This window comes from Streptomyces sp. DH12 (assembly GCF_020873895.1).
Classification (GTDB): Bacteria; Actinomycetota; Actinomycetes; order Streptomycetales; family Streptomycetaceae; genus Streptomyces.
This window is the reverse complement of sequence record NZ_JAHWGT010000007.1, coordinates 78,029-101,075: the sequence shown is the minus strand read 5'-3', so window position 1 is coordinate 101,075 and position 23,047 is coordinate 78,029. Positions and strand designations below refer to the sequence as shown.

Below are 23,047 nucleotides of genomic sequence, written 5' to 3'. Positions count from 1 at the left end.
GGACACTGTTACAACGTGGCGGCTCCGCCGCGTGGCTGGTAACTCACTGTGAGGTTACGCAGCGTTACTGGGGTGCGTCAAGCCGGGTGGTCCGTCCCGACCCCCTCCTCACCCCTGGTACCGTGGATGACGCAATTCCGACGTCCTTTAAGGTCCGTCCCGTGAGGCGGAGAAGGAGGTCCGTTCCGTATGGACGCCATCCAGCAGTCCGATGCCCGACCCGTACTCGAGGGTCCGGACATCGCGCGGGTCCTGACCCGCATCGCCCACGAGATCGTCGAGCGCGCCAAGGGCGCCGACGACGTCGTCCTCCTCGGCATCCCGACGCGGGGAGTCTTCCTCGCCCGGCGCCTCGCCGAGAAGCTGCGGCAGATCACCGGCCGCACGGCCCCCGTCGGCTCCCTCGACATCACCCTGCACCGGGACGACCTGCGCCTGCGCCCCGCGCGGACGCTGGCCCCCACCGAGATCCCCGACGAGGGCGTGGACGGCCGGCTGGTCGTCCTCGTCGACGACGTGCTCTTCTCCGGCCGCACCATCCGCGCCGCCCTCGACGCCCTCGGCGACGTCGGCCGCCCCCGCGCCGTGCAGCTGGCGGTCCTGGTCGACCGCGGCCACCGGGAGCTGCCCATCCGCGCCGACTACGTGGGGAAGAACCTCCCGACCTCGCTGCGCGAGACGGTCAAGGTCCAGCTCACCGAGGAGGACGGCCGCGACGCCGTACTGCTCGGCGTGCGCGAGCCCGCCCCCGAGCCCGCCCCGACCGGCGAGAACTAGCCAATCGCGCGCCCAGCGCGACCCCGGCCCCCGTACGCCCCCACGCGCCCCGGCGCGCGGCACGGCACACGGGCGAGCGGGAGTCGCGCCGCCCGCCCCGGCAGAGCCCGCCCCCCGCAGGCCCGCCGCGGACCGGCGACCCGAGCCGCCGCCGACGGCCGCGCCCGAGCCCGCCCCTGCCCGGCCACGTCCACGGAACCGACCTCCCCACCCCCGGAGCCCCACCCCCCGATGAAGCGCCACCTCATCTCGGCCGCCGACCTCACCCGCGACGAAGCCGTCCATCTCCTCGACACCGCCGAGGAGATGGCCCGGCTCGCCGACCGGCCGATCAAGAAGCTCCCCACCCTGCGCGGCCGGACGATATGCAACCTCTTCTTCGAGGACTCCACCCGCACCCGCGTCTCCTTCGAGGCCGCCGAGAAGCGCCTCTCCGCCGACGTCATCAACTTCACCGCCAAGGGCTCCAGCGTCTCCAAGGGCGAGTCGCTCAAGGACACCGCCCAGACCCTCGCGGCCGTCGGCGTCGACGCGGTCGTCATACGCCACCACGCCTCCGGCGCCCCCCACCGGCTCGCCACCAGCGGCTGGATCGACGCCCCGGTGATCAACGCCGGCGACGGCACCCACCAGCACCCCACCCAGGCCCTCCTGGACGCCTTCACCCTGCGCCGCCGCCTCGTCGGCCGCGGCACCGCCCGCGACCGCGCCGGCCGCGACCTGTCCGGCCTGCGCGTCACCGTCGTCGGTGACGTCCTGCACAGCCGGGTCGCCCGCTCCGACGTCGACCTGCTGCACACCCTCGGCGCCGAGGTCACCCTCGTCGCCCCGCCCACGCTCGTCCCCGTCGGCGTCGGGAACTGGCCCTGCGAGGTCAGCTACGACCTCGACGGCGCCCTCGCCGCGTCGGACGCCGTGATGATGCTGCGCGTCCAGCGCGAGCGCATGAACGCCGCGTTCTTCCCCACCGAGCGGGAGTACGCGCGCCGCTACGGCCTCGACGCCGCCCGCCTGGCCAAGCTCCCCGACCACGCGGTCGTCATGCACCCCGGACCCATGGTCCGCGGCATGGAGATCACCGCCGAGGTCGCCGACTCCCCCCGCTGCACCGTCGTCGAACAGGTCGCCAACGGCGTCTTCGTCCGCATGGCCGTCCTCTACCTGCTCCTGGGCGGCAGCGAGCCCGCCCTCACCCAGCCGTCGTCCCGTACCGAGGAGAAGTAACCCCGTATGAGCAAGACCCTGATCCGTGGTGCGAAGGTCCTCGGCGGCCGGGCCCAGGACGTCCTCGTCGACGGCGAGACCATCGCCGCCGTCGGCACCGGCCTGGACGCCGAGGGCGCCACCGTCGTCGAGGCCGAGGGGCGCGTCCTGCTGCCCGGCCTGGTCGACCTCCACACCCACCTGCGCGAGCCGGGCCGCGAGGACTCCGAGACGGTCCTCACCGGCACCCGCGCCGCCGCCTCCGGCGGCTACACCTCCGTGTTCGCCATGGCCAACACCTCACCCGTCGCCGACACCGCCGGCGTGGTCGAGCAGGTCCACCGGCTCGGCCGGGAGCACGGCTACTGCGACGTGCAGCCCATCGGCGCCGTCACCGTCGGCCTGGAGGGCAAGCGCCTCGCCGAGCTGGGGGCCATGCACGAGTCCGCCGCCGGCGTCACCGTCTTCTCCGACGACGGCAAGTGCGTCGACGACCCCGTGATCATGCGCCGCGCCCTGGAGTACGTGAAGGCCTTCGGCGGCGTCATCGCCCAGCACGCCCAGGAGCCCCGCCTCACCGAGGGCGCCCAGATGAACGAGGGCGCCGTCTCCGCCGAGCTGGGCCTCGGCGGCTGGCCGGCCGTCGCCGAGGAGTCGATCATCGCCCGGGACGTCCTCCTCGCCGAGCACGTCGGCTCCCGCGTCCACATCTGCCACCTGTCGACCGCCGGGTCCGTGGAGATCGTCCGCTGGGCCAAGTCCCGCGGCATCGACGTCACCGCCGAGGTCACCCCGCACCACCTGCTCCTCACCGACGAGCTGGTCCGCACCTACGACCCGGTGTACAAGGTCAACCCGCCGCTGCGCACCGAGCGCGACGTCATGGCCCTGCGCGAGGCGCTCGCCGACGGCACCATCGACATCGTCGCCACCGACCACGCCCCCCACCCGCACGAGGACAAGGACTGCGAGTGGGCCGCCGCCGCCATGGGCATGGTCGGCCTGGAGACCGCGCTCTCCGTCGTCCAGCACACGATGGTCGACACCGGTCTCCTCGACTGGGCGGGCGTCGCCGACCGCATGTCGCACGCCCCCGCGCGGATCGGCCGGGCCACCGGCCACGGACGGCCTGTCTCGGTTGGTGAGCCCGCCAACCTGGTGCTCGTGGATCCGGCATACCGTGGAGCCGTGGACCCCGCGGGTTTCGCCTCCCGCAGCCGCAACACCCCCTACGAGGGCCGCGAGCTGCCGGGGCGCGTCACCCACACCTTCCTGCGGGGCCGGGCAACGCTCATGGACGGGAAGCTCGCGTGACACCTCTGATCCCCCTCGCCGCCGAGCCCAAGTCGGCGGAAGTGACCGACTGGGCCGCCCGCCTCGGCTGGGTCGGCGTACTGCTGCTCTTCATCGCCCTCGTCTACTGGCTCATGCGCCAGGGCTGGACCTGGCGCGCCCGCCTCCAGGCGGACCTGCCGGAGCTCCCCACCGCGCCGGACGAGCCCGGTGCGGAGAGACTGGGCATGAGCGGGCGCTACCACGGGTCCACGACCGCCGGGCAGTGGCTCGACCGGATCGTGGCCCACGGCCTGGGCACCCGCAGCCGCGCCGAGCTGACGCTCACCGACGCCGGCCTGGTGGTCGTACGCCCCGGCGCGCGCGACTTCTTCGTCCCCGCCGACCAGCTCCGCGGAGCACGGCTCGACAAGGGCATCGCCGGCAAGGTCCTCGCCGAGGGCGGCCTGCTGGTCGTCACCTGGCAGCACGGCGACACCCTGATCGACTCCGGCTTCCGGTCCGACCGGGCCGCCGAGCACACCGCCTGGGTCGAGGCCATCGACTCCCTCACCACCGACACCACCACGACGGAAGGCGCCGCACGATGACGACCTCCACCCGGGGAACCAGGGTTCCCGCCGTACTCGTCCTGGAGGACGGCCGCATCTTCCGCGGCCGCGCCTACGGGGCCGTGGGGGAGACCTTCGGAGAGGCCGTCTTCTCCACCGGGATGACCGGCTACCAGGAGACCCTGACCGACCCCTCGTACCACCGCCAGGTCGTCGTCATGACCGCCCCGCACGTCGGGAACACGGGCGTCAACGACGAGGACGCCGAGTCGGCCCGCATCTGGGTCTCCGGCTACGTCGTCCGCGACCCCGCCCGCACCCCCTCCAACTGGCGGTCCACCCGCACCCTCGACGAGGAGCTGGAGCGCCAGGGCGTCGTCGGCATCAGCGGCGTCGACACCCGCGCCCTCACCCGCCACCTGCGCGAGCGCGGCGCGATGCGCGTCGGCATCTTCTCCGGCGGAGCCGTCGCCGACGACGCGGCCCTCCTCGCCAAGGTGCAGGCCGCCCCGCAGATGACGGGCGCCGACCTCTCCGCCGAGGTCGCCACCAAGGAGCCCTACGTCGTCCCCGCGATCGGCCAGAAGCGCTTCACCGTCGCCGCCGTCGACCTCGGCATCAAGGGCATGACCCCGCAGCGGATGGCCGAGCGCGGCATCGAGGTGCACGTGCTGCCCGCCACCGCCACCGCCGACGACGTCTACGCCGTCGACCCGGACGGAGTCTTCTTCTCCAACGGCCCCGGCGACCCCGCCACCGCCGACGGACCCGTCTCCGTGATGCAGGCCGTGCTGGAGCGCCGGACGCCCCTGTTCGGCATCTGCTTCGGCAACCAGATCCTCGGCCGCGCCCTCGGCTTCGGCACCTACAAGCTGAAGTACGGCCACCGCGGCATCAACCAGCCCGTGCAGGACCGCACGACCGGCAAGGTCGAGGTCACCGCGCACAACCACGGCTTCGCCGTCGACGCCCCGCTCGACACGGCGTCCGACACCCCCTACGGCCGCGCCGAGGTCTCCCACGTCTGCCTCAACGACAACGTGGTGGAGGGCCTGCGGCTCCTCGACCGGCCGGCCTTCAGCGTCCAGTACCACCCCGAGGCGGCCGCCGGCCCGCACGACGCCGCGTACCTCTTCGACCGCTTCGTTTCCCTGATGGAGGGCGAGCGTGCCTAAGCGCACCGATATCCAGTCCGTCCTGGTCATCGGCTCCGGCCCGATCGTCATCGGTCAGGCCGCCGAGTTCGACTACTCCGGCACCCAGGCGTGCCGCGTCCTCAAGGCCGAGGGCCTGCGGGTCATCCTCGTCAACTCCAACCCGGCGACGATCATGACCGACCCGGAGATCGCCGACGCCACGTACGTCGAGCCGATCACCCCCGAGTTCGTCGAGAAGATCATCGCCAAGGAGCGCCCCGACGCCCTCCTGCCCACCCTCGGCGGCCAGACCGCGCTGAACACCGCCATCTCCATGCACGAGCAGGGGGTGCTGGAGAAGTACGGCGTCGAGCTGATCGGCGCCAACGTCGAGGCGATCAACAAGGGCGAGGACCGCGACCTCTTCAAGGACGTCGTGGAGGAGGTCCGCAAGAAGATCGGCCACGGCGAGTCCGCCCGCTCCGTCATCTGCCACTCCATGGACGACGTCCTCAAGGGCGTGGAGACCCTCGGCGGCTACCCGGTCGTCGTACGCCCCTCCTTCACCATGGGCGGCGCCGGCTCCGGATTCGCCCACGACGAGGAGGAGCTGCGCCGCATCGCCGGCCAGGGCCTCACGCTCTCCCCGACCACCGAGGTGCTCCTGGAGGAGTCCATCCTCGGCTGGAAGGAGTACGAGCTGGAGCTGATGCGCGACAAGGCCGACAACGTCGTGGTCGTCTGCTCCATCGAGAACTTCGACCCCATGGGCGTCCACACGGGCGACTCGATCACCGTCGCCCCGGCGATGACCCTCACCGACCGCGAGTACCAGCGGCTGCGCGACATCGGCATCGCGATCATCCGCGAGGTCGGCGTCGACACCGGCGGCTGCAACATCCAGTTCGCGATCGACCCCGTCGACGGCCGGATCATCGTCATCGAGATGAACCCGCGCGTCTCGCGCTCCTCCGCGCTCGCCTCGAAGGCCACCGGCTTCCCGATCGCCAAGATCGCCGCCAAGCTGGCCGTCGGCTACACGCTCGACGAGATCCCCAACGACATCACCGAGAAGACCCCGGCCTCCTTCGAGCCGACGCTCGACTACGTCGTGGTCAAGGCGCCGCGCTTCGCCTTCGAGAAGTTCCCGTCCGCCGACTCCACCCTCACCACGACCATGAAGTCGGTCGGCGAGGCCATGGCCATCGGAAGGAACTTCACCGAGGCCCTGCAGAAGGCCCTGCGCTCCCTGGAGAAGAAGGGCAGCCAGTTCTCCTTCGTCGGCGAGCCCGGCGACAAGGCGGAGCTGCTGAGCGAGGCGGTCCGCCCGACCGACGGCCGCATCAACGCCGTCATGCAGGCCATCCGCGCCGGCGCGACCCGCGAGGAGGTCTTCGACGCCACGAAGATCGACCCGTGGTTCGTCGACCAGCTCTTCCTCATCAAGGAGATCGCCGACGAGCTGGCCGCCGCCGACCGGCTCGACCCCGAGCTGCTCGCCGAGGCCAAGCGGCACGGCTTCTCCGACCAGCAGATCGCCGAGATCCGCGGTCTGCGCGAGGACGTCGTCCGCGAGGTGCGCCACGCCCTCGGCGTCCGCCCGGTCTACAAGACGGTCGACACCTGCGCCGCCGAGTTCGCCGCCAAGACGCCGTACTTCTACTCGTCCTACGACGAGGAGAGCGAGGTCGCCCCGCGCGAGAAGCCCGCGGTGATCATCCTCGGCTCCGGCCCGAACCGCATCGGCCAGGGCATCGAATTCGACTACTCCTGCGTCCACGCCTCCTTCGCGCTGAGCGAGGCGGGCTACGAGACCGTGATGGTCAACTGCAACCCCGAGACGGTCTCGACCGACTACGACACCTCCGACCGCCTGTACTTCGAGCCCCTCACGCTCGAGGACGTGCTGGAGATCGTCCACGCCGAGTCCCTCGCCGGCCCGATCGCCGGCGTCGTCGTCCAGCTCGGCGGCCAGACCCCGCTGGGCCTCGCCCAGGCGCTCAAGGACAACGGCGTGCCCGTGGTCGGCACCCCGCCGGAGGCCATCCACGCCGCCGAGGACCGCGGCGCCTTCGGCCGGGTCCTCGCGGAGGCGGGGCTCCCGGCCCCCAAGCACGGCACCGCCACCACCTTCGCCGGCGCCAAGGCCATCGCCGACGAGATCGGCTACCCCGTCCTCGTCCGCCCCTCGTACGTGCTGGGCGGCCGCGGCATGGAGATCGTCTACGACGAGGCGCGGCTGGAGGCCTACATCGCCGAGTCCACCGAGATCTCCCCGACCCGGCCGGTCCTCGTCGACCGGTTCCTCGACGACGCCATCGAGATCGACGTCGACGCCCTCTACGACGGGCACGAGCTCTACCTCGGCGGCGTCATGGAGCACATCGAGGAGGCCGGCATCCACTCCGGCGACTCGGCGTGCGCCCTGCCCCCGATCACGCTCGGCGGGTTCGACATCAAGCGCCTGCGCGCCTCCACCGAGGCGATCGCGAAGGGCGTCGGCGTCCGCGGCCTGATCAACATCCAGTTCGCGATGGCCGGCGACATCCTCTACGTCCTGGAGGCCAACCCGCGCGCCTCCCGGACGGTCCCCTTCACCTCCAAGGCGACCGCCGTGCCGCTGGCGAAGGCCGCCGCCCGCATCTCGCTGGGCGCCACCGTCGCCGAACTGCGCGCCGAGGGCCTGCTGCCGAGGAACGGCGACGGCGGCACGCTCCCGCTGGACGCGCCGATCTCCGTCAAGGAGGCCGTCATGCCGTGGTCGCGCTTCCGCGACATCCACGGCCGCGGCGTGGACACCGTCCTCGGCCCGGAGATGCGCTCCACCGGCGAGGTCATGGGCATCGACTCCGTCTTCGGCACCGCGTACGCCAAGTCGCAGGCCGGCGCGTACGGCCCGCTGCCCACCAAGGGCCGCGCGTTCATCTCGGTCGCCAACCGCGACAAGCGCTCGATGATCTTCCCGGCGCGCGAGCTCGTCGCCCACGGCTTCGAGCTGCTCGCCACCTCCGGCACCGCCGAGGTCCTCAAGCGCAACGGCATCAACGCCACCGCGGTGCGCAAGCTCAGCGAGGGCGAGGGCCCGAACGGCGAGAAGACCATCGTCCAGCTGATCCACGACGGCCAGGTCGACCTCATCGTCAACACCCCGTACGGCACCGGCGGCCGCCTCGACGGCTACGAGATCCGCACCGCGGCCGTCTCCCGCGGCGTCCCCTGCCTGACCACGGTCCAGGCGCTCGCCGCGGCGGTCCAGGGCATCGACGCCCTCAACCACGGCGACGTCGGCGTCCGCTCCCTCCAGGAACACGCGCAGCACCTGATCGCGGCCCGCGACTGACAGCCCACGAGGGGGACACCGGAAACGGTGTCCCCCTCCTCATGAGGACACCACCACCATGTACAAGCTCTTCTTCCGGCTGTGCTTCACACGGATGGACCCCGAGCAGGCCCACCACCTGGCCTTCCGCTGGATCCGCCTCGCCGCCCGCGTCCCCGTCCTGCGGACCTTCCTCGCCGCCCTCCTCGCGCCCCGGTACCGGGAGCTGCGGACGGAGGCGCTCGGCCTGCGGATGCACGGGCCGTTCGGCCTCGCCGCCGGCTTCGACAAGAACGCCGTCGCCATCGACGGCATGGCGATGCTCGGCTTCGACCACGTCGAGATCGGCACGGTCACCGGCGAGCCGCAGCCGGGCAACCCCCGCAAGCGCCTCTTCCGGCTCGTGCCGGACCGCGCCCTGATCAACCGGATGGGCTTCAACAACGACGGCTCCGCCGCCGTCGCCGAGCGCCTGCGCACGCGCGTCCCGGTCTTCCGCACGGTCGTCGGCGTCAACATCGGCAAGACGAAGGCCGTGCCCGAGGCGGAGGCCGTCGCCGACTACGTGAAGTCGGCCGAGCGCCTCGCCCGGCACGCCGACTACCTCGTCGTCAACGTCTCCTCCCCGAACACCCCGGGCCTGCGCAACCTCCAGGCCACGGAGTCCCTGCGGCCGCTGCTGACGGCGGTGCGCGAGGCCGCGGACCGCACGGTCACCGACCGGCGCGTCCCCCTCCTCGTCAAGATCGCCCCCGACCTGGCCGACGAGGACGTCGACGCCGTCGCCGACCTCGCCGTCGAGCTGGGCCTGGACGGCATCATCGCCACCAACACCACCGTCTCCCGCGAGGGCCTGGCCTCCCCGGCGCGGCTCGCCGGCGAGACGGGCGGCCTGTCCGGCGCCCCGCTCAAGCAGCGCTCGCTGGAGGTCCTGCGCCGCCTCCACGCGCGCGTCGGCGACCGCCTCACGCTCGTCGGCGTCGGCGGCATCGAGAACGCCGAGGACGCCTGGCAGCGCATCCTCGCCGGCGCCACGCTGGTCCAGGGCTACAGCGCCTTCGTCTACGAGGGCCCCTTCTACGCCCGCGCCCTCCACAAGGGCCTGGCGGCCCGGCTCCGGGCCTCCCCGTACGCGACCCTCGCCGACGCCGTCGGCGCGGACACCCGAAAGGCGGTCCAGTGACAGCGACCCCGGTTCCCTTCGGCGCCCGGCTGCGCGAAGCCATGGACGCCCGCGGCCCGCTCTGCGTCGGCATCGACCCGCACGCGTCCCTGCTGGCCGCGTGGGGCCTGAAGGACGACGTGGACGGCCTGGAGACCTTCACCCGCACCGTCGTCGACGCCCTCGCCGGGACCGTCGCCGTCTTCAAGCCGCAGAGCGCCTTCTTCGAGCGGTTCGGCTCGCGCGGCCTCGCGGTGCTGGAGCGCGCCGTCGCCGACCTGCGCGGCGCCGGGGCGCTGGTGGTCATGGACGCCAAGCGCGGGGACATCGGCTCGACCATGGCGGCCTACGCCGAGACCTACCTGCGCCCGGACGCGCCGCTCTTCTCGGACGCGCTGACGGTCTCGCCGTTCCTCGGGTACGGCTCCCTGGAGCCCGCCGTGCGGCTGGCGCGCGAGAGCGGCGCCGGGCTGTTCGTCCTCGCCCTGACCTCCAACCCGGAGGGCGCCGAGGTGCAGCGGGCGGTCCGCGAGGACGGGCGGACCGTCGCCGCGACCGTACTGGCGCGCCTGGCCGAGGAGAACGCCGGGCAGGCTCCGCTGGGGTCCTTCGGCGCGGTCGTCGGCGCCACCCTCGGCGACCTGTCCTCCTTCGACCTGGAGGTCAACGGCCCGCTCCTGGCCCCGGGCATCGGCGCCCAGGGCGCCACCCCGGCGGACCTGCCGGCCGTCTTCGGCGCCGCCGTGCGCAACGTCGTGCCGAACGTCAGCCGCGGCGTCCTGCGCCACGGCCCGGACGCCGCCGCCCTGCGCGACGCGGCGCTGCGGTACGCCGACGAGGTCCGGGCCGCCGTCGGCTCCTGACCCGCCTACGCCCTACGTCGCCTCCTGCCGCCCTTCGGCCCCGCACGCGCCCCCGACCGGTCCCGCCGGCCGGGGGCGCGGCCGGCCCACCGGCCGATACCGGCCGTCCGCGGTGCCCCACCGGCCGGTTCCCGCCGGTCTCGCGGCGGCGAGGGGCCGCACTGTGACGCACCTCACTCACCCCCCGGCACACCGCCGCACACCTGCGGCGCTGCCGCCGTGTGACACCCCCGGGACGGGCCGTGACGGGTGTTGACGGATTCGAGCCCCAAACCTGTGCGTTATGTCCCGTATGTCGGGCAAGCTCGATGCTGACCAGGACTTTTCCGCTGTTCTCGCTGACTCGGACCGCCATGGCCGCTAGTCTCCGACGAGAGTCAGCGTTCGCAGCGGTCACTGCGTTGCTCGTTGCTCCCTTGGTGTGGGCCGACTAGGTTCCTCACCGGTCCGTATCCGACAGTTCGACATCCGAGGTGACGTAGGCGTGGCTCTTCCGCCCCTTACCCCTGAACAGCGCGCAGCCGCGCTCGAAAAGGCCGCCGCGGCTCGCCGGGAGCGGGCCGAGGTCAAGAATCGACTCAAGCACTCCGGTGCCTCGCTCCACGAGGTCATCAAGCAGGGTCAGGAGAACGATGTCATCGGCAAGATGAAGGTCTCCGCCCTGCTGGAGTCCCTGCCGGGCGTGGGCAAGGTCCGCGCCAAGCAGATCATGGAGCGGCTCGGCATCTCCGAGAGCCGCCGCGTGCGCGGGCTCGGTTCCAACCAGATCGCCTCCCTGGAGCGCGAGTTCGGCGGCTCCGGCGCCTGACGGCCGGTACCGGCGTCCTGGACCGCTCCCGGAAGCTGGAATAATCGCCCCATGGCTGCAACATCCCGGGGGACGACCCCCGAGCCCCCGGACGTACGTCCGCGGCTGACCGTGCTCTCCGGCCCCTCCGGGGTCGGCAAGAGCACGGTCGTCGCCCATATGCGCAAGGTCCACCCGGAGGTCTGGCTCTCGGTGTCGGCCACGACCCGCCAGCCGCGCCCCGGCGAGCAGGACGGCGTCCAGTACCACTTCGTCTCGGACGACGAGTTCGACAAGCTGATCGCCAACGGCGAGCTGCTGGAGTGGGCCGAGTTCGCGGGCAACCGCTACGGCACGCCGCGCCGCGCGGTCCAGGAGCGCCTGGAGTCCGGCGAGCCCGTGCTGCTGGAGATCGACCTCCAGGGCGCCCGGCTGGTCCGCGAGTCCATGCCGGAGGCCCAGCTGGTCTTCCTCGCCCCGCCGAGCTGGGACGAGCTGGTCAGGCGGCTCACCGGCCGGGGCACGGAGTCGCCGGAGGTCATCGAGCGGCGCCTCGGAGCTGCCAAGGTCGAACTGGCCGCGGAGTCCGAGTTCGACGTCACCCTCGTCAACACCTCCGTCGAGGACGTGGCGCGTGAGCTGCTAGCCTTGATGGACGTTGTCTGATTCTTGTCCACTTTTTCGGAAGGTAGAGCGTGTCCTCTTCCATCACCGCGCCCGAGGGCATCATCAACCCGCCGATCGACGAGCTGCTCGAGGCCACTGACTCGAAGTACAGCCTCGTGATCTACGCGGCCAAGCGCGCGCGGCAGATCAACGCGTACTACTCGCAGCTCGGTGAGGGCCTGCTGGAGTACGTCGGGCCCCTGGTGGACACCCACGTCCACGAGAAGCCCCTCTCGATCGCCCTGCGGGAGATCAACGCGGGCCTGCTGACCTCCGAGGCCGTCGAGGGCCCGGCGCAGTAAGCGCTCCTACACGACATCACCAGGCCCGGCGGCACGACCGCCGGGCCTGAGGTGTGTCCCGGTAGTCGTCCGAACCCCACCAGCGGGAGGCGCAGTGTCCGAGTCCAAGCCCCAGGTCGTCCTCGGAGTCAGCGGCGGCATCGCCGCCTACAAGGCGTGCGAGCTGCTGCGCCGGCTGACCGAGTCGGGCCACGACGTGCGGGTCGTCCCGACGGCGTCCGCCCTGCACTTCGTCGGCGCGGCGACCTGGTCCGCGCTCTCCGGCAACCCGGTGTCCGCCGAGGTCTGGGACGACGTGCACGAGGTCCCGCACGTGCGCATCGGACAGGGCGCCGACCTCGTCGTCGTCGCCCCCGCCACCGCCGACACGCTGGCCAAGGCCGCCCACGGCCTCGCCGGGGACCTCCTCACCAACACGCTCCTCACCGCCCGCTGCCCGGTCGTCTTCGCCCCGGCGATGCACACCGAGATGTGGGAGCACCCGGCCACCCAGGAGAACGTCGCCACGCTGAGGCGCCGCGGCGCCGTCGTCATCGAGCCCGCCGTCGGCCGCCTCACCGGTGCCGACACGGGCAAGGGGCGCCTCCCCGACCCCGGCGAGATCTTCGAGGTGTGCCGCCGCGTGCTGGCCCGCGGGGTCACCGAGCCCGACCTCACCGGTCGGCACGTCGTCGTCAGCGCCGGCGGCACGCGCGAGCCGTTGGACCCCGTCCGCTTCCTCGGCAACCGCTCCTCCGGCAAGCAGGGCTACGCCCTCGCCCGCACGGCCGCGGCCCGGGGCGCCCGCGTCACCCTCGTCGCCGCCGACACCGGCCTCCCCGACCCGGCCGGCGTCGACGTCGTCCGGGTCGGCACGGCCGTACAGCTGCGCGAGGCCGTGCTGAAGGCCGCCGCCGACGCGGACGCCGTCGTCATGGCCGCCGCCGTGGCCGACTTCCGACCCGCCGCGTACGCCGCGGGGAAGATCAAGAAGCGGGAGGGGCAGGAGCCCGAGCCCGTCGTCCTCGTCCGCAACCCCGACGTCCTCGCGGAGCTCTCCGCCGACCGCGCCCGCCCCGGCCAGGTCGTCGTCGGCTTCGCCGCCGAGACCGACGACGTCCTCGCCAACGGCCGCGCCAAGCTCCGCCGCAAGGGATGCGACCTCCTCGTCGTCAACGAGGTGGGGGAGCGCAGGACCTTCGGCTCGGAGGAGAACGAGGCCGTCGTCCTCGGCGCCGACGGCAGCGAGACACCGGTGCCGCACGGTCCGAAGGAGGCCCTCGCGGACACCGTGTGGGACCTGGTCGTCCCGCGCCTCCCCTGAAGCCGGCCCGCCGTGATTCCCCTCACAGCCCCCGGCGCCCGCGAACGGGGCGAACTCCCGCGTTCGGACGGGTGATCTTGCCGTCGCCGGTGCGGCCGATGTGGCCAATCAGGCTCCCGTTGTGCGAGACACCTGGTCCAATGCCCGAGAGTGCCCGATAAACTGTTCCCGGAACGACGCGGGGCGCAGCCCCCTGCCGGTCCACCAATGATCAGCCAGCAGCCGCTGCAAACCCAGGGAGCGTTGTGTCCCGTCGTCTGTTCACCTCGGAGTCCGTGACCGAGGGTCACCCCGACAAGATCGCTGACCAGATCAGCGACACCATTCTCGACGCGTTGTTGCGGGAGGATCCCGCTTCGCGTGTCGCCGTGGAGACGTTGATCACCACCGGTCTGGTGCACGTGGCCGGCGAGGTGACGACCAAGGCGTACGCGGACATTCCCACGCTGGTGCGCAACAAGATCCTGGAGATCGGTTACGACTCGTCGAAGAAGGGCTTCGACGGCGCGTCGTGCGGGGTGTCGGTGTCGATCGGCGCGCAGTCCCCGGACATCGCGCAGGGTGTGGACACCGCCTATGAGACCCGGGTGGAGGGTGACGAGGACGAGCTGGACAAGCAGGGTGCGGGCGACCAGGGCCTGATGTTCGGCTACGCGTCGGATGAGACGCCGGAGCTGATGCCGCTGCCGATCCACCTCGCGCACCGGTTGTCGAAGCGGCTGACCGAGGTCCGCAAGAACGGCACGATCCCCTACCTGCGTCCCGACGGCAAGACGCAGGTCACCATCGAGTACGACGGTGACAAGGCGGTGCGTCTGGACACGGTGGTGGTGTCCTCGCAGCACGCCTCGGACATCGACCTGGAGTCGCTGCTGGCGCCCGACATCCGCGAGTTCGTCGTGGAGCATGTGCTGAAGCAGCTGCTGGACGACGGGATCAAGCTGGACACCGAGGGTTACCGGCTGCTGGTCAACCCGACGGGTCGGTTCGAGATCGGCGGGCCGATGGGCGACGCGGGCCTGACCGGCCGGAAGATCATCATCGACACCTACGGCGGCATGGCCCGCCACGGTGGTGGCGCGTTCTCGGGCAAGGACCCCTCGAAGGTCGACCGCTCGGCCGCGTACGCGATGCGCTGGGTCGCCAAGAACGTCGTCGCGGCCGGTCTGGCCTCCCGCTGCGAGGTCCAGGTCGCCTACGCCATCGGCAAGGCCGAGCCGGTGGGCCTGTTCGTCGAGACCTTCGGCACCGCCAAGGTCGACGTGGAGAGGATCGAGAACGCCATCGCGGCGGTCTTCGACCTCCGCCCCGCCGCGATCATCCGCGACCTCGACCTGCTCCGCCCGATCTACTCCCAGACGGCCGCCTACGGCCACTTCGGCCGCGAACTGCCCGACTTCACCTGGGAACGCACCGACCGCGTCGACGCCCTCCGCCACGCCGCCGGCCTGTAGGAACCCGCCTCGAAGTCCGGCACCCCGCCCCGGGGATGCCGGACTTCGGCGTGTCAGCGGCCGGCCCGCGGATACCCGACCGCGACGGCGTCCTCGGCGAGGTCGGCCGGCGTCAGCCGCGGGTTCAGGGCAGGCAGACGGTCATGGCGGGGAAGCCGTCGCCGTCGCGGGTACACGGCTCCAGGTACCGGTGGAAGACATCGGGGACCTCGTCGACGACGCCCGGCCACGGCCCGTCGCCGACGTAGGGGCTCATCGGCGACTCGTGGTCGAAGCCCACCACGAGGGCGCCCGCCGGGGCGAAGACGATCGCGTACTCGTCCCCCGAGCCGTTGCTCATCGCGGCGAGCTCCTCGGTCGCCGTCCAGCGCGCGTGGAAGGTGAAGCGCCGGTGCGCGGGGTCCGGGCGGAGGATCGCCTCCAGCAGGGCGAGGGCGCGGCAGTGGTCGCGCAGGGCGGGTACGGGCGGCAGAAGCGCCGCGGTGTCATGGACGGTCACGCGGTCATCACAGCACGTCCCGCCGACACCCGGCGCTGTCGGTGGGCTCTGGTAGGAATGGGGCTGTGAGCGGCGAGGAAGGGCGGGCGGAAGGCGGCGGGGGCCGGGGGGCCGAGCCGCCCGAGCAGCTCGCGCTGATACGGGACAGCGTCCGGGCGGCGAAGGCGCCGCGCGCCAGGCCGCGGACGTGGCGGGGGGCCGCGCTCGCCGCGGAGCTGCCCGTCGCGCGGGTCGTGGTGAACAAGGGCGTCCTCCACCTCGACCAGTTCTTCGACTACGCCGTGCCCGCCGAGCTCGACGCCGTCGCCCAGCCGGGCGTGCGGGTGCGGGTGCGGTTCGGGGCCGGCGCGCACCGGGTGCGGGGCGGGCGGCGCGAGGGCGGGCGCCTCATCGACGGGTTCCTCGTGGAGCGGCGCGCCGACTCCGACTACTCCGGGCCCCTGGCCGCCCTCGCCGACGTGGTGTCGCCCGAGCCCGTCCTCGGCGCGGAGCTGCTCGCCCTGGCACGGGCCGTCGCCGACCGATACGCCGGGAGCCTCGCCGACGTGCTCCAGCTGGCCGTCCCCCCGCGCAGCGCCCGCGCCGAGGGCCGCCCCTCCCCGGAGCCGCTGCCGGCGCCCGCCGCGCCGGAGCCCGGGACGTGGTCGCGGTACGCGCGGGGTGAGGCGTTCCTGGCTGCCCTCGCGCGGGGCGCCGCGCCGCGGGCCGTGTGGAACGCGCTCCCTGGCCCGCACTGGGCGGAGGAGCTGGCCAGGGCCGTCGGCGCCACGCTCGCCTCCGGCCGCGGCGCGCTCGTCGTCGTGCCCGACGGGCGGGCGGCCGGGCGGGTGGACGCGGCGCTGACCGCGGTCCTCGGCGAGGGCCGGCACGCGGTGCTGACCGCCGAGGCCGGGCCCGAGAGGCGGTACGCCCAGTGGCTCGCCGTCCGGCGCGGGGCCGTGCGCGCCGTCGTGGGGACGCGCGCCGCGATGTTCGCCCCCGTGCGGGACCTCGGGCTCGTCGCGATCTGGGACGACGGCGACTCCAGCCACAGCGAGCCCCACGCGCCGCTGCCGCACGCCCGCGAGGTGCTGTTGCTGCGCGCCGCGAACGACCGCTGCGCCTTCCTCCTCGGCGGGACGAGCTGCACGGTCGAGGCGGCGCAGCTCGTCGAGAGCGGCTGGGCCAAGCCCCTGGCGGCCCCGCGCGACCAGGTGCGTGCCGCCGCGCCGCTCGTACGGACCGTGGGGGACGGCGAGCTGGCGCGGGACGAGGCCGCGCGCGCCGCGCGCCTGCCGTCCCTCGCGTGGCAGGCCGTACGGGACGGGCTGAAGACGGGGCCGGTGCTGGTGCAGGTGCCCCGGCGCGGTTATGTGCCGCGGTTGGCGTGCGAGCGGTGCCGTGCTCCGGCGCGGTGCGGGCACTGCGCGGGCCCCCTGGAGGCGCCCGAGCAGCGCGAGTTGCGCTGCGGCTGGTGCGGGCGCGGCGAGCCGGACTGGCACTGCGCCGAGTGCGGCGGCACCCGGTTGCGTGCCCAGGTGGTGGGCGCGCGGCGCACCGCCGAGGAACTGGGGCGCGCCTTCCCGGCCGTACCGGTGCGCACCTCCGGGCGGGACCACGTCCTCGACGCCGTACCGGCCCGGCCCGCGCTCGTGGTGAGCACGCCGGGCGCCGAACCGGTCGCCGAGGGCGGGTACGCGGCCGCGCTCCTCCTGGACGGCTGGGCGCTGCTGTCCCGGCCCGACCTGCGGGCCGGCGAGGAAGCGCTGCGCCGCTGGATCGACGCGGCGTCCCTGGTGCGCGGCCAGGCCGAGGGCGGGACGGTCGTGGTCGTCGCCGAACCGACGCTGCGGCCGGTGCAGGCGCTGGTGCGGTGGGACCCCGTGGGGCACGCCCAGCGGGAGCTTGCCGAGCGGGCCGAGCTGGGGTTCCCGCCGGTCTCCCGGATGGCCGCGGTGGCGGGGCCCGCCGAGGCGGTCGCGGAGTTCCTGGCGGCCGTGCGGCTCCCCGCCGAGGCCGAGGTCCTCGGGCCGGTCCCGCTCCGCCGGCCCGCCCCGGGCGGCCCGCGCCGCCCGGGCGACCCGCCCCCGGGGGAGGTTTGGGAACGCGCCCTGCTGCGGGTCCCGCCGGGCAGCGGGGCCTCTCTGGCCGCCGCGCTGAAGACCGCCCAGGCGGCCCGGCTGGCGAAGGGCGGGACCACGCCCGTGCGCGTGCGGATCGACCCACCGGACATCGGCTGAACCGGCGGGGCGCGGCGGACGGCCGGCGACGTGCGACGGCCGCCCGGCCCGCCGCGGGGGAGGGGCGGCGGGCCGGGCGGCCGGTGGGAGGGGAGGGTCAGCCGTTGCGCGGGCCGGGGAAGGCGCTCGGGCGGACCTCCTCGCGGTGGGACGGGTCCCGCAGCGACTGGGCCGTCGGCTGCGGCGGCATCGAGCGGGCCGCCGGGACCGACGCGACGGGCGCGGCCACCGGGATGGTGCGCGTGGCCCCGGGCTCGCCCGCGTGGTCCGCGCCGGCCGCGGCCGGCTGCTGCGCCGACGCCCGGCGGGCGCCGTACCGGCGGTGCACCGCCTGCTTCGTCACGCCCAGCGCCGAGCCGACCGCGTCCCACGAGAAACCCAGCGAGCGGTCGAAGTCGACGGCCGCGGTCACCAGCGTCTCCACGCTGTCGCGCAGCTCCTGGGCGAGCCGGACGGTGGGGGCCGGGGCCCTGCCGTAGACGACGAAGCCCGTCGAGGGGCCGGAGCGACGCGGGCGGTAGACGTTGCCCAGCTGGGCGGTGAGCGTGCGCAGGGCGTCCACCTGCCGGCGGACCCGCTCGATGTCCCGCACCAGCAGGTGCAGACTCGCCCGGGCTTGGGCGTCGTGGGTTGCGTGGTCGGCCATTGACAAGCCTCTCGAACCGGCGTTGAAAGGGGGCGGGCCGCGTCCTGGAGCGACCCGATACGGTCAATCTGCTTTGACAACGCGCCACCCGTGGCCGGGGTCACGCAGCGGGGGCGTATCCGCATATGCGCAGGGCGCACGGATATGCGTACGCCCCCCGGACCCGGGCGGCGCGGGAGCCGGCCGACCAGGTCGGCCGGGGCGGCGCCCCACAGGGCAGGCCCTAGACTGGTGCGTTGCCCGACCGCCCCCGGGACCCGGCAGGGCCTCTCCCGCCGCGCTCCGACGAACAAGCGAGGTATCACGGAGTGAAGCTCGTCTTCGCAGGCACCCCCGAGGTCGCCGTACCCGCCCTGGACGCCCTCATCGCCTCCGACCGGCACGAGGTCGCCGCCGTCGTCACCAGGCCCGACGCGCCCGCGGGACGGGGCCGCAGGCTGGTCGCGAGCCCGGTGGCGGAGCGGGCGGCCGAGGCGGGGATCGAGGTGCTCAAGCCGGCCAGGCCCCGTGACGAGGACTTCCTCGCCCGGCTCCGCGAGATCGCGCCCGACTGCTGCCCGGTGGTCGCCTACGGCGCGCTCCTGCCGAAGGTCGCGCTCGACATCCCCGCCCACGGCTGGGTCAACCTGCATTTCTCCCTGCTGCCCGCCTGGCGCGGCGCCGCGCCGGTCCAGCACGCGCTGATGGCGGGGGACGAGATGACCGGCGCGTCGACCTTCCTGATCGAGGAGGGCCTGGACTCCGGGCCCGTGTACGGCGTGGTCACCGAGGCGGTCCGGCCCACCGACACCAGCGGCGACCTGCTCACCCGGCTGGCGTTCGCCGGCTCCGGGCTGCTCGCCGCGACCATGGACGGCATCGAGGACGGCACCCTGAAGGCCGTCCCGCAGCCCGCCGAGGGCGTCACGCTCGCGCCGAAGATCACCGTCGAGGACGCCCGGGTCGACTGGACCGCGCCGGCGCTCCGCGTCGACCGCGTCGTGCGCGGCTGCACCCCGGCCCCCGGGGCGTGGACCCTCTTCCGCGGCGAGCGCCTCAAGCTGGTCCAGGCCGTGCCCGCCCCGGGCCGAACCGACCTGGCCCCCGGCGAGCTGGCGGTCGGCAAGAACGACGTGCACGTCGGCACCGGCTCGCACGCCGTCGAGCTGCTGTGGGTGCAGGCCCAGGGCAAGAAGCCCATGCGGGCCGCGGACTGGGCGCGCGGCGTGCGCATCGGCGCGGGCGAGCGCCTCGGCGCCGCCTGACGCCTCGCCCGGCGGTCGGCGCGCCCCGCCGGCCGCCGGCCCCCGGGGGACCGGCGCCCCGGGGGCCGGGCCGCGCGGACGAGCGGCGCACTACGCTGGAAGGGTTCTACCGAATGCGAAAGCGGAGCACCTTTTGAGCGAGCAAGCCCGTCGCCGTCCCCCCAAGCCCCACCGGCGCCCCAAGAAGGACCCCGTGCGGATCCTGGCCTTCGAGGCGCTGCGCGCCGTCGACGAGCGGGACGCCTACGCCAACCTCGTCCTCCCGCCCCTGCTGCGCAAGGCGCGGGAGAAGGACGGCTTCGACGCGCGGGACGCGGCGCTGGCGACGGAGCTGGTCTACGGGACGCTGCGGCGCCAGGGCACGTACGACGCGATCGTCGCCGCCTGCGTCGACCGGCCGCTGCGCGAGGTCGACCCGCCGGTGCTGGACGTGCTGGCGCTCGGCGCGCACCAGCTGCTCGGGACGCGGATCCCGACGCACGCGGCGGTCTCGGCCAGCGTCGAGCTGGCGCGCGTGGTGCTCGGCGACGGACGGGCGAAGTTCGTCAACGCCGTACTGCGCAAGGTCGCCCAGCACGACCTGGACGCCTGGCTGGAGCGGGTCGCGCCGCCCTACGACGAGGACCCGGAGGACCACCTCGCCGTCGTGCACGCACACCCGCGCTGGGTGGTCTCCGCCCTGTGGGACGCCCTGGGCGGCGGCCGCGCGGGCATCGAGGACCTGCTGGAGGCCGACAACGAACGGCCCGAGGTGACCCTCGTCGCCCGCCCCGGCCGGGCCACCCCCGACGAGCTGCTGGCGGCGCTCGGCGAGGACGCCGCGCTCCCCGGGCGCTGGTCGCCCTACGCCGTGCGCCTCTCCGAGGGCGGCGAGCCGGGCGCCCTGGACGCCGTCCGGGAGGGCCGGGTCGGCGTGCAGGACGAGGGCAGCCAGCTCGTGGCACTCGCCCTGGCCGACGCTCCCCTCGACGGCCGGGACGAGCGGTGGCTGGACGGGTGCGCCGGTCCCGGCGGCAAGGCCGCCCTGCTCGGCGCGCTCGCCGCTCGGCGCGGGGCCTTCCTGCTCGCCGCCGAGAAGCAGCCCCACCGGGCCCGCCTCGTCGCGCGCGCCCTGGAGGGCAACCCCGGCCCGTACGAGGTCGTCACCGCCGACGGCACCCGCCCGCCCTGGCGACCGGGCTCCTTCGACCGCGTCCTCGTCGACGTGCCCTGCTCGGGCCTCGGCGCCCTGCGCCGCCGCCCCGAGGCGCGCTGGCGCCGCCGCCCCGAGGACCTGGACGGCTTCGCCCCGCTCCAGCGGTCGCTGCTCGCCGAGGCGCTGAAGGCGGTGCGCGTCGGCGGCGTCGTCGGGTACGCGACCTGCTCGCCGCACCTCGCGGAGACCCGGGCGGTCGTCGACGACATCCTGAGGGGGCGCGGGGAGGCGGCGGGGACGAGCGCCGAGCTGATCGACGCCCGCCCCCTGATGCCCGGCGTGCCCGCGCTCGGCGACGGGCCCGACGTACAGCTCTGGCCCCACCTGCACGGCACGGACGCGATGTACCTGGCGCTCCTGCGCCGCACCGCCTGACGGCCGCACCGCCTGACGGTCGGCCGTCAGGCGGCACGTGCCCGCCGGCGCGCGCCGGTTGCGGCCGGCGCCGCCCGTACGGACGAGCCCCGCCCGGATTCGCCGGGAATCGGGCGGACTGTCCCAGCCCGGCCCCGGCCGTCCACGGGATCGGGGCGAGGAAGGGCCCCGGGACGTGGCAGGCTTGGCCCATGGCCCAGATCAACCCCAGCATCCTGTCCGCCGACTTCTCCCGCCTCGCCGAGGAGGCCCGGGCGGTCGACGGCGCCGACTGGCTCCACGTCGACGTCATGGACAACCACTTCGTGCCCAACCTGACCCTGGGCGTTCCGGTCGTGGAGTCGCTGAGCCGGGCGACGGACATCCCGCTCGACTGCCACCTGATGATCGAGGACCCCGACCGCTGGGCCCCGCAGTACGTGGAGGCGGGCGCGGGCTCCGTCACCTTCCACGTGGAGGCCGCCGCCGCCCCCGTGCGGCTGGCGCGGGAGATCCGGGCCAAGGGCGCCCGCGCCTCCATGGCGCTCAAGCCCGCCACGCCCATCGAGCCGTTCGAGGACCTGCTCCCCGAACTGGACATGCTGCTCATCATGACCGTCGAACCCGGCTTCGGCGGGCAGGCCTTCCTCGACATCATGCTGCCCAAGATCCGCCGCACCCGTGAGCTGATCTCCAAGCACGGCCTGGAGCTGTGGCTCCAGGTCGACGGAGGCGTCTCCGCGGCCACCATCGAGCGGTGCGCCGAGGCCGGGGCCGACGTCTTCGTCGCCGGTTCCGCCGTGTACGGGGCCGACGACCCGGCCGGGGCCGTGCGGGCGCTGCGCGCCGACGCCGAGCGGGCGACCGCCTCGGCGGCGTGGGCGTGCGGACACTGAGCCACCGCCGGGTCACCGGCAGATGAACGCAAACCAACAGGACTGATCAAGGGTCGTCGGATCTGCAAGGATGGCCATCCGTAGTGTGAAGAGCAGTGAGGAGAACGCGGTGTCTGCAATGTCGGCGGGACGTCCAGCCCTGCGGATGGGACCCGCGGAGCTGGTGCAGGCGGCGGCCATGGCGCGCCGCTTCTACCTGGAGGGCAAGTCCAAGATCCAGATCGCCGAGGAGTTCGGCGTCAGCCGCTTCAAGGTGGCCCGCGTCCTGGAGACCGCTCTGGAGCGCGACCTCGTACGGATCGAGATCCGCGTACCCGCCGAGCTGGACGCGGAGCGCTCCGACGCCCTGCGCGCCCGCTACGGCCTGCGCCACGCCGTCGTCGTCGAGTCCCCGGCGGAGGCCGAGGACGAGTCGCCGGACCCGGAGAACCTCGGCGAGGTGGCGGCCGACCTCCTCGGCGAGCTCGTCGCCGAGGGCGACGTGCTGGGCCTGGCCTGGGGCAGATCCACCATCCACATGGCCGCCGCCCTCGACCGGCTGCCGCCCTGCACGGTCGTCCAGCTCACCGGCGTGTACGACGCGGGGACCGCCGAGCGCGGGTCGGTGGAGGCCGTGCGGCGCGCCGCCCAGGTCTCCGGCGGCGAGGCCCACCCCATCTACGCCCCGATGCTGCTGCCCGACCCGGCCACCGCGGCCGCGCTGCGCAACCAGACCGGCATCGCCCGTGCCTTCGAGTACTTCGACAAGGTCACCGTCGCCGCGGTGTCCATCGGCTCGTGGGAGCCGGGCATCTCCACCGTCCACGACATGCTCAGCGACGAGGAGCGCGCCCACTACGCGTCGCTCGGCGTCGCCGCGGAGATGTCCGCGCACCTCTTCGACGCCTCCGGCCGCCGCGTCGGGCGCGACCTGGGCGAGCGGTGCATCACCGTCGAGGCGGACCGGCTGCGCCGGATCCCCGAGGTCGTCGCCATCGCCGGCGGCCACCGCAAGGCGGCCGCCATCGGCGCGGTGCTCCGCTCGGGGCTGGTCACCAGCCTCGTCACGGACACGGCCGCCGCCGACTACCTGCTGACCGAGTCCGAGCCGGGCCCGCGTCCCGCGCTGGAGCGCGCTGACCCCGACAACTGACCCGGCCGGACCCGCGCCGCCCCCGTCGGCGGGGACGGAGTTGGAG

General features: G+C 73.9%; 20 protein-coding genes. 18 read left to right on the top strand and 2 right to left on the bottom strand.

All coding sequences use genetic code 11. The features are described 5' to 3' along the window. The first annotated feature begins 189 nt into the window (after positions 1 to 189). The 13 genes from pyrR (at position 190) to metK (ending at position 14,816) form a co-directional block, all read left to right on the top strand. Complete coding sequence (gene pyrR / locus LPA54_RS08415) at positions 190 to 777, top strand: bifunctional pyr operon transcriptional regulator/uracil phosphoribosyltransferase PyrR (protein ID WP_228975361.1); 588 nt, start codon at positions 190 to 192, stop codon at positions 775 to 777. 231 nt (positions 778 to 1,008) lie between these two features. After that, positions 1,009 to 2,001: an aspartate carbamoyltransferase catalytic subunit gene (locus LPA54_RS08410; RefSeq protein ID WP_228975360.1), complete on the top strand. Its 993-nt coding sequence runs from the start codon at positions 1,009 to 1,011 to the stop codon at positions 1,999 to 2,001. Positions 2,002 to 2,007: 6 nt separating this feature from the next. After that, a complete protein-coding gene (locus tag LPA54_RS08405) occupies positions 2,008 to 3,294 on the top strand; it encodes a dihydroorotase (protein WP_228975356.1) in 1,287 nt (428 codons plus the stop codon). Continuing rightward, positions 3,291 to 3,863, top strand: a complete 573-nt coding sequence (locus LPA54_RS08400) for a hypothetical protein (RefSeq protein WP_228975355.1) — start codon at positions 3,291 to 3,293, stop codon at positions 3,861 to 3,863. Before LPA54_RS08405 ends, LPA54_RS08400 begins: the two co-directional genes overlap by 4 nt. Then, positions 3,860 to 4,999: a glutamine-hydrolyzing carbamoyl-phosphate synthase small subunit gene (carA, locus tag LPA54_RS08395; RefSeq protein ID WP_228975353.1), complete on the top strand. Its 1,140-nt coding sequence runs from the start codon at positions 3,860 to 3,862 to the stop codon at positions 4,997 to 4,999. Before LPA54_RS08400 ends, carA begins: the two co-directional genes overlap by 4 nt. Continuing rightward, positions 4,992 to 8,300 (top strand): carbamoyl-phosphate synthase large subunit, encoded by a 3,309-nt coding sequence (carB, locus tag LPA54_RS08390; RefSeq protein WP_228975351.1) that lies wholly within the window; start codon positions 4,992 to 4,994, stop codon positions 8,298 to 8,300. Before carA ends, carB begins: the two co-directional genes overlap by 8 nt. Before the next feature lie 58 nt (positions 8,301 to 8,358). Next, a complete protein-coding gene (locus tag LPA54_RS08385) occupies positions 8,359 to 9,462 on the top strand; it encodes a quinone-dependent dihydroorotate dehydrogenase (RefSeq protein ID WP_228975349.1) in 1,104 nt (367 codons plus the stop codon). After that, entirely contained in the window at positions 9,459 to 10,304 is an 846-nt protein-coding gene (gene pyrF / locus LPA54_RS08380; RefSeq protein ID WP_308112819.1) for an orotidine-5'-phosphate decarboxylase, read from the top strand. The genes LPA54_RS08385 and pyrF overlap by 4 nt, the downstream gene beginning before the upstream one ends. 484 nt (positions 10,305 to 10,788) lie before the next feature. Continuing rightward, a complete protein-coding gene (locus LPA54_RS08375; protein WP_016638838.1) occupies positions 10,789 to 11,112 on the top strand; it encodes an integration host factor in 324 nt (107 codons plus the stop codon). 51 nt (positions 11,113 to 11,163) lie between these two features. Then, positions 11,164 to 11,757 (top strand): guanylate kinase, encoded by a 594-nt coding sequence (gmk, locus tag LPA54_RS08370; RefSeq protein WP_228975347.1) that lies wholly within the window; start codon positions 11,164 to 11,166, stop codon positions 11,755 to 11,757. A 29-nt stretch (positions 11,758 to 11,786) separates the two neighbouring features. Beyond that, positions 11,787 to 12,059: a DNA-directed RNA polymerase subunit omega gene (gene rpoZ, locus LPA54_RS08365; RefSeq protein ID WP_003982715.1), complete on the top strand. Its 273-nt coding sequence runs from the start codon at positions 11,787 to 11,789 to the stop codon at positions 12,057 to 12,059. A 94-nt stretch (positions 12,060 to 12,153) separates the two neighbouring features. Further along, a complete protein-coding gene (gene coaBC, locus LPA54_RS08360) occupies positions 12,154 to 13,362 on the top strand; it encodes a bifunctional phosphopantothenoylcysteine decarboxylase/phosphopantothenate--cysteine ligase CoaBC (protein ID WP_228975345.1) in 1,209 nt (402 codons plus the stop codon). Between the two features lie 245 nt (positions 13,363 to 13,607). Beyond that, on the top strand, positions 13,608 to 14,816 hold the full coding sequence (metK, locus tag LPA54_RS08355) for a methionine adenosyltransferase (RefSeq protein WP_228975344.1): 1,209 nt from the start codon (positions 13,608 to 13,610) through the stop codon (positions 14,814 to 14,816). A 124-nt stretch (positions 14,817 to 14,940) separates the two neighbouring features. Here metK and LPA54_RS08350 read toward each other — a convergent pair whose 3' ends face one another. After that, positions 14,941 to 15,315 carry a hypothetical protein gene (locus LPA54_RS08350; RefSeq protein WP_306806483.1) on the bottom strand — a complete coding sequence of 125 codons (375 nt, stop codon included), beginning with the start codon at positions 15,313 to 15,315 and terminating at the stop codon, positions 14,941 to 14,943. Between the two features lie 65 nt (positions 15,316 to 15,380). On the opposite strand from LPA54_RS08350, the gene LPA54_RS08345 reads away from it, so the two are divergent. Continuing rightward, positions 15,381 to 17,534, top strand: a complete 2,154-nt coding sequence (locus LPA54_RS08345) for a primosomal protein N' (RefSeq protein ID WP_228975342.1) — start codon at positions 15,381 to 15,383, stop codon at positions 17,532 to 17,534. 97 nt (positions 17,535 to 17,631) lie between these two features. Here the strand turns inward: LPA54_RS08345 and LPA54_RS08340 are convergent, their stop codons facing one another. Then, entirely contained in the window at positions 17,632 to 18,180 is a 549-nt protein-coding gene (locus tag LPA54_RS08340; protein ID WP_228975340.1) for a hypothetical protein, read from the bottom strand. A 308-nt stretch (positions 18,181 to 18,488) separates the two neighbouring features. On the opposite strand from LPA54_RS08340, the gene fmt reads away from it, so the two are divergent. The 4 genes from fmt to LPA54_RS08320 all read left to right on the top strand — a co-directional run bounded on the left by fmt (position 18,489) and on the right by LPA54_RS08320 (position 23,001). Then, a complete protein-coding gene (gene fmt, locus LPA54_RS08335; protein ID WP_228975338.1) occupies positions 18,489 to 19,424 on the top strand; it encodes a methionyl-tRNA formyltransferase in 936 nt (311 codons plus the stop codon). Between the two features lie 133 nt (positions 19,425 to 19,557). Continuing rightward, the gene (locus LPA54_RS08330) at positions 19,558 to 20,994 is read left to right on the top strand and encodes an RsmB/NOP family class I SAM-dependent RNA methyltransferase (protein ID WP_228975337.1); all 1,437 of its coding nucleotides are present in this window, start codon (positions 19,558 to 19,560) and stop codon (positions 20,992 to 20,994) included. 191 nt (positions 20,995 to 21,185) lie between these two features. Then, a complete protein-coding gene (gene rpe / locus LPA54_RS08325) occupies positions 21,186 to 21,869 on the top strand; it encodes a ribulose-phosphate 3-epimerase (RefSeq protein ID WP_228975336.1) in 684 nt (227 codons plus the stop codon). 85 nt (positions 21,870 to 21,954) lie between these two features. Further along, complete coding sequence (locus LPA54_RS08320) at positions 21,955 to 23,001, top strand: sugar-binding transcriptional regulator (RefSeq protein ID WP_228975333.1); 1,047 nt, start codon at positions 21,955 to 21,957, stop codon at positions 22,999 to 23,001. The last annotated feature ends 46 nt before the right edge of the window (positions 23,002 to 23,047 follow it).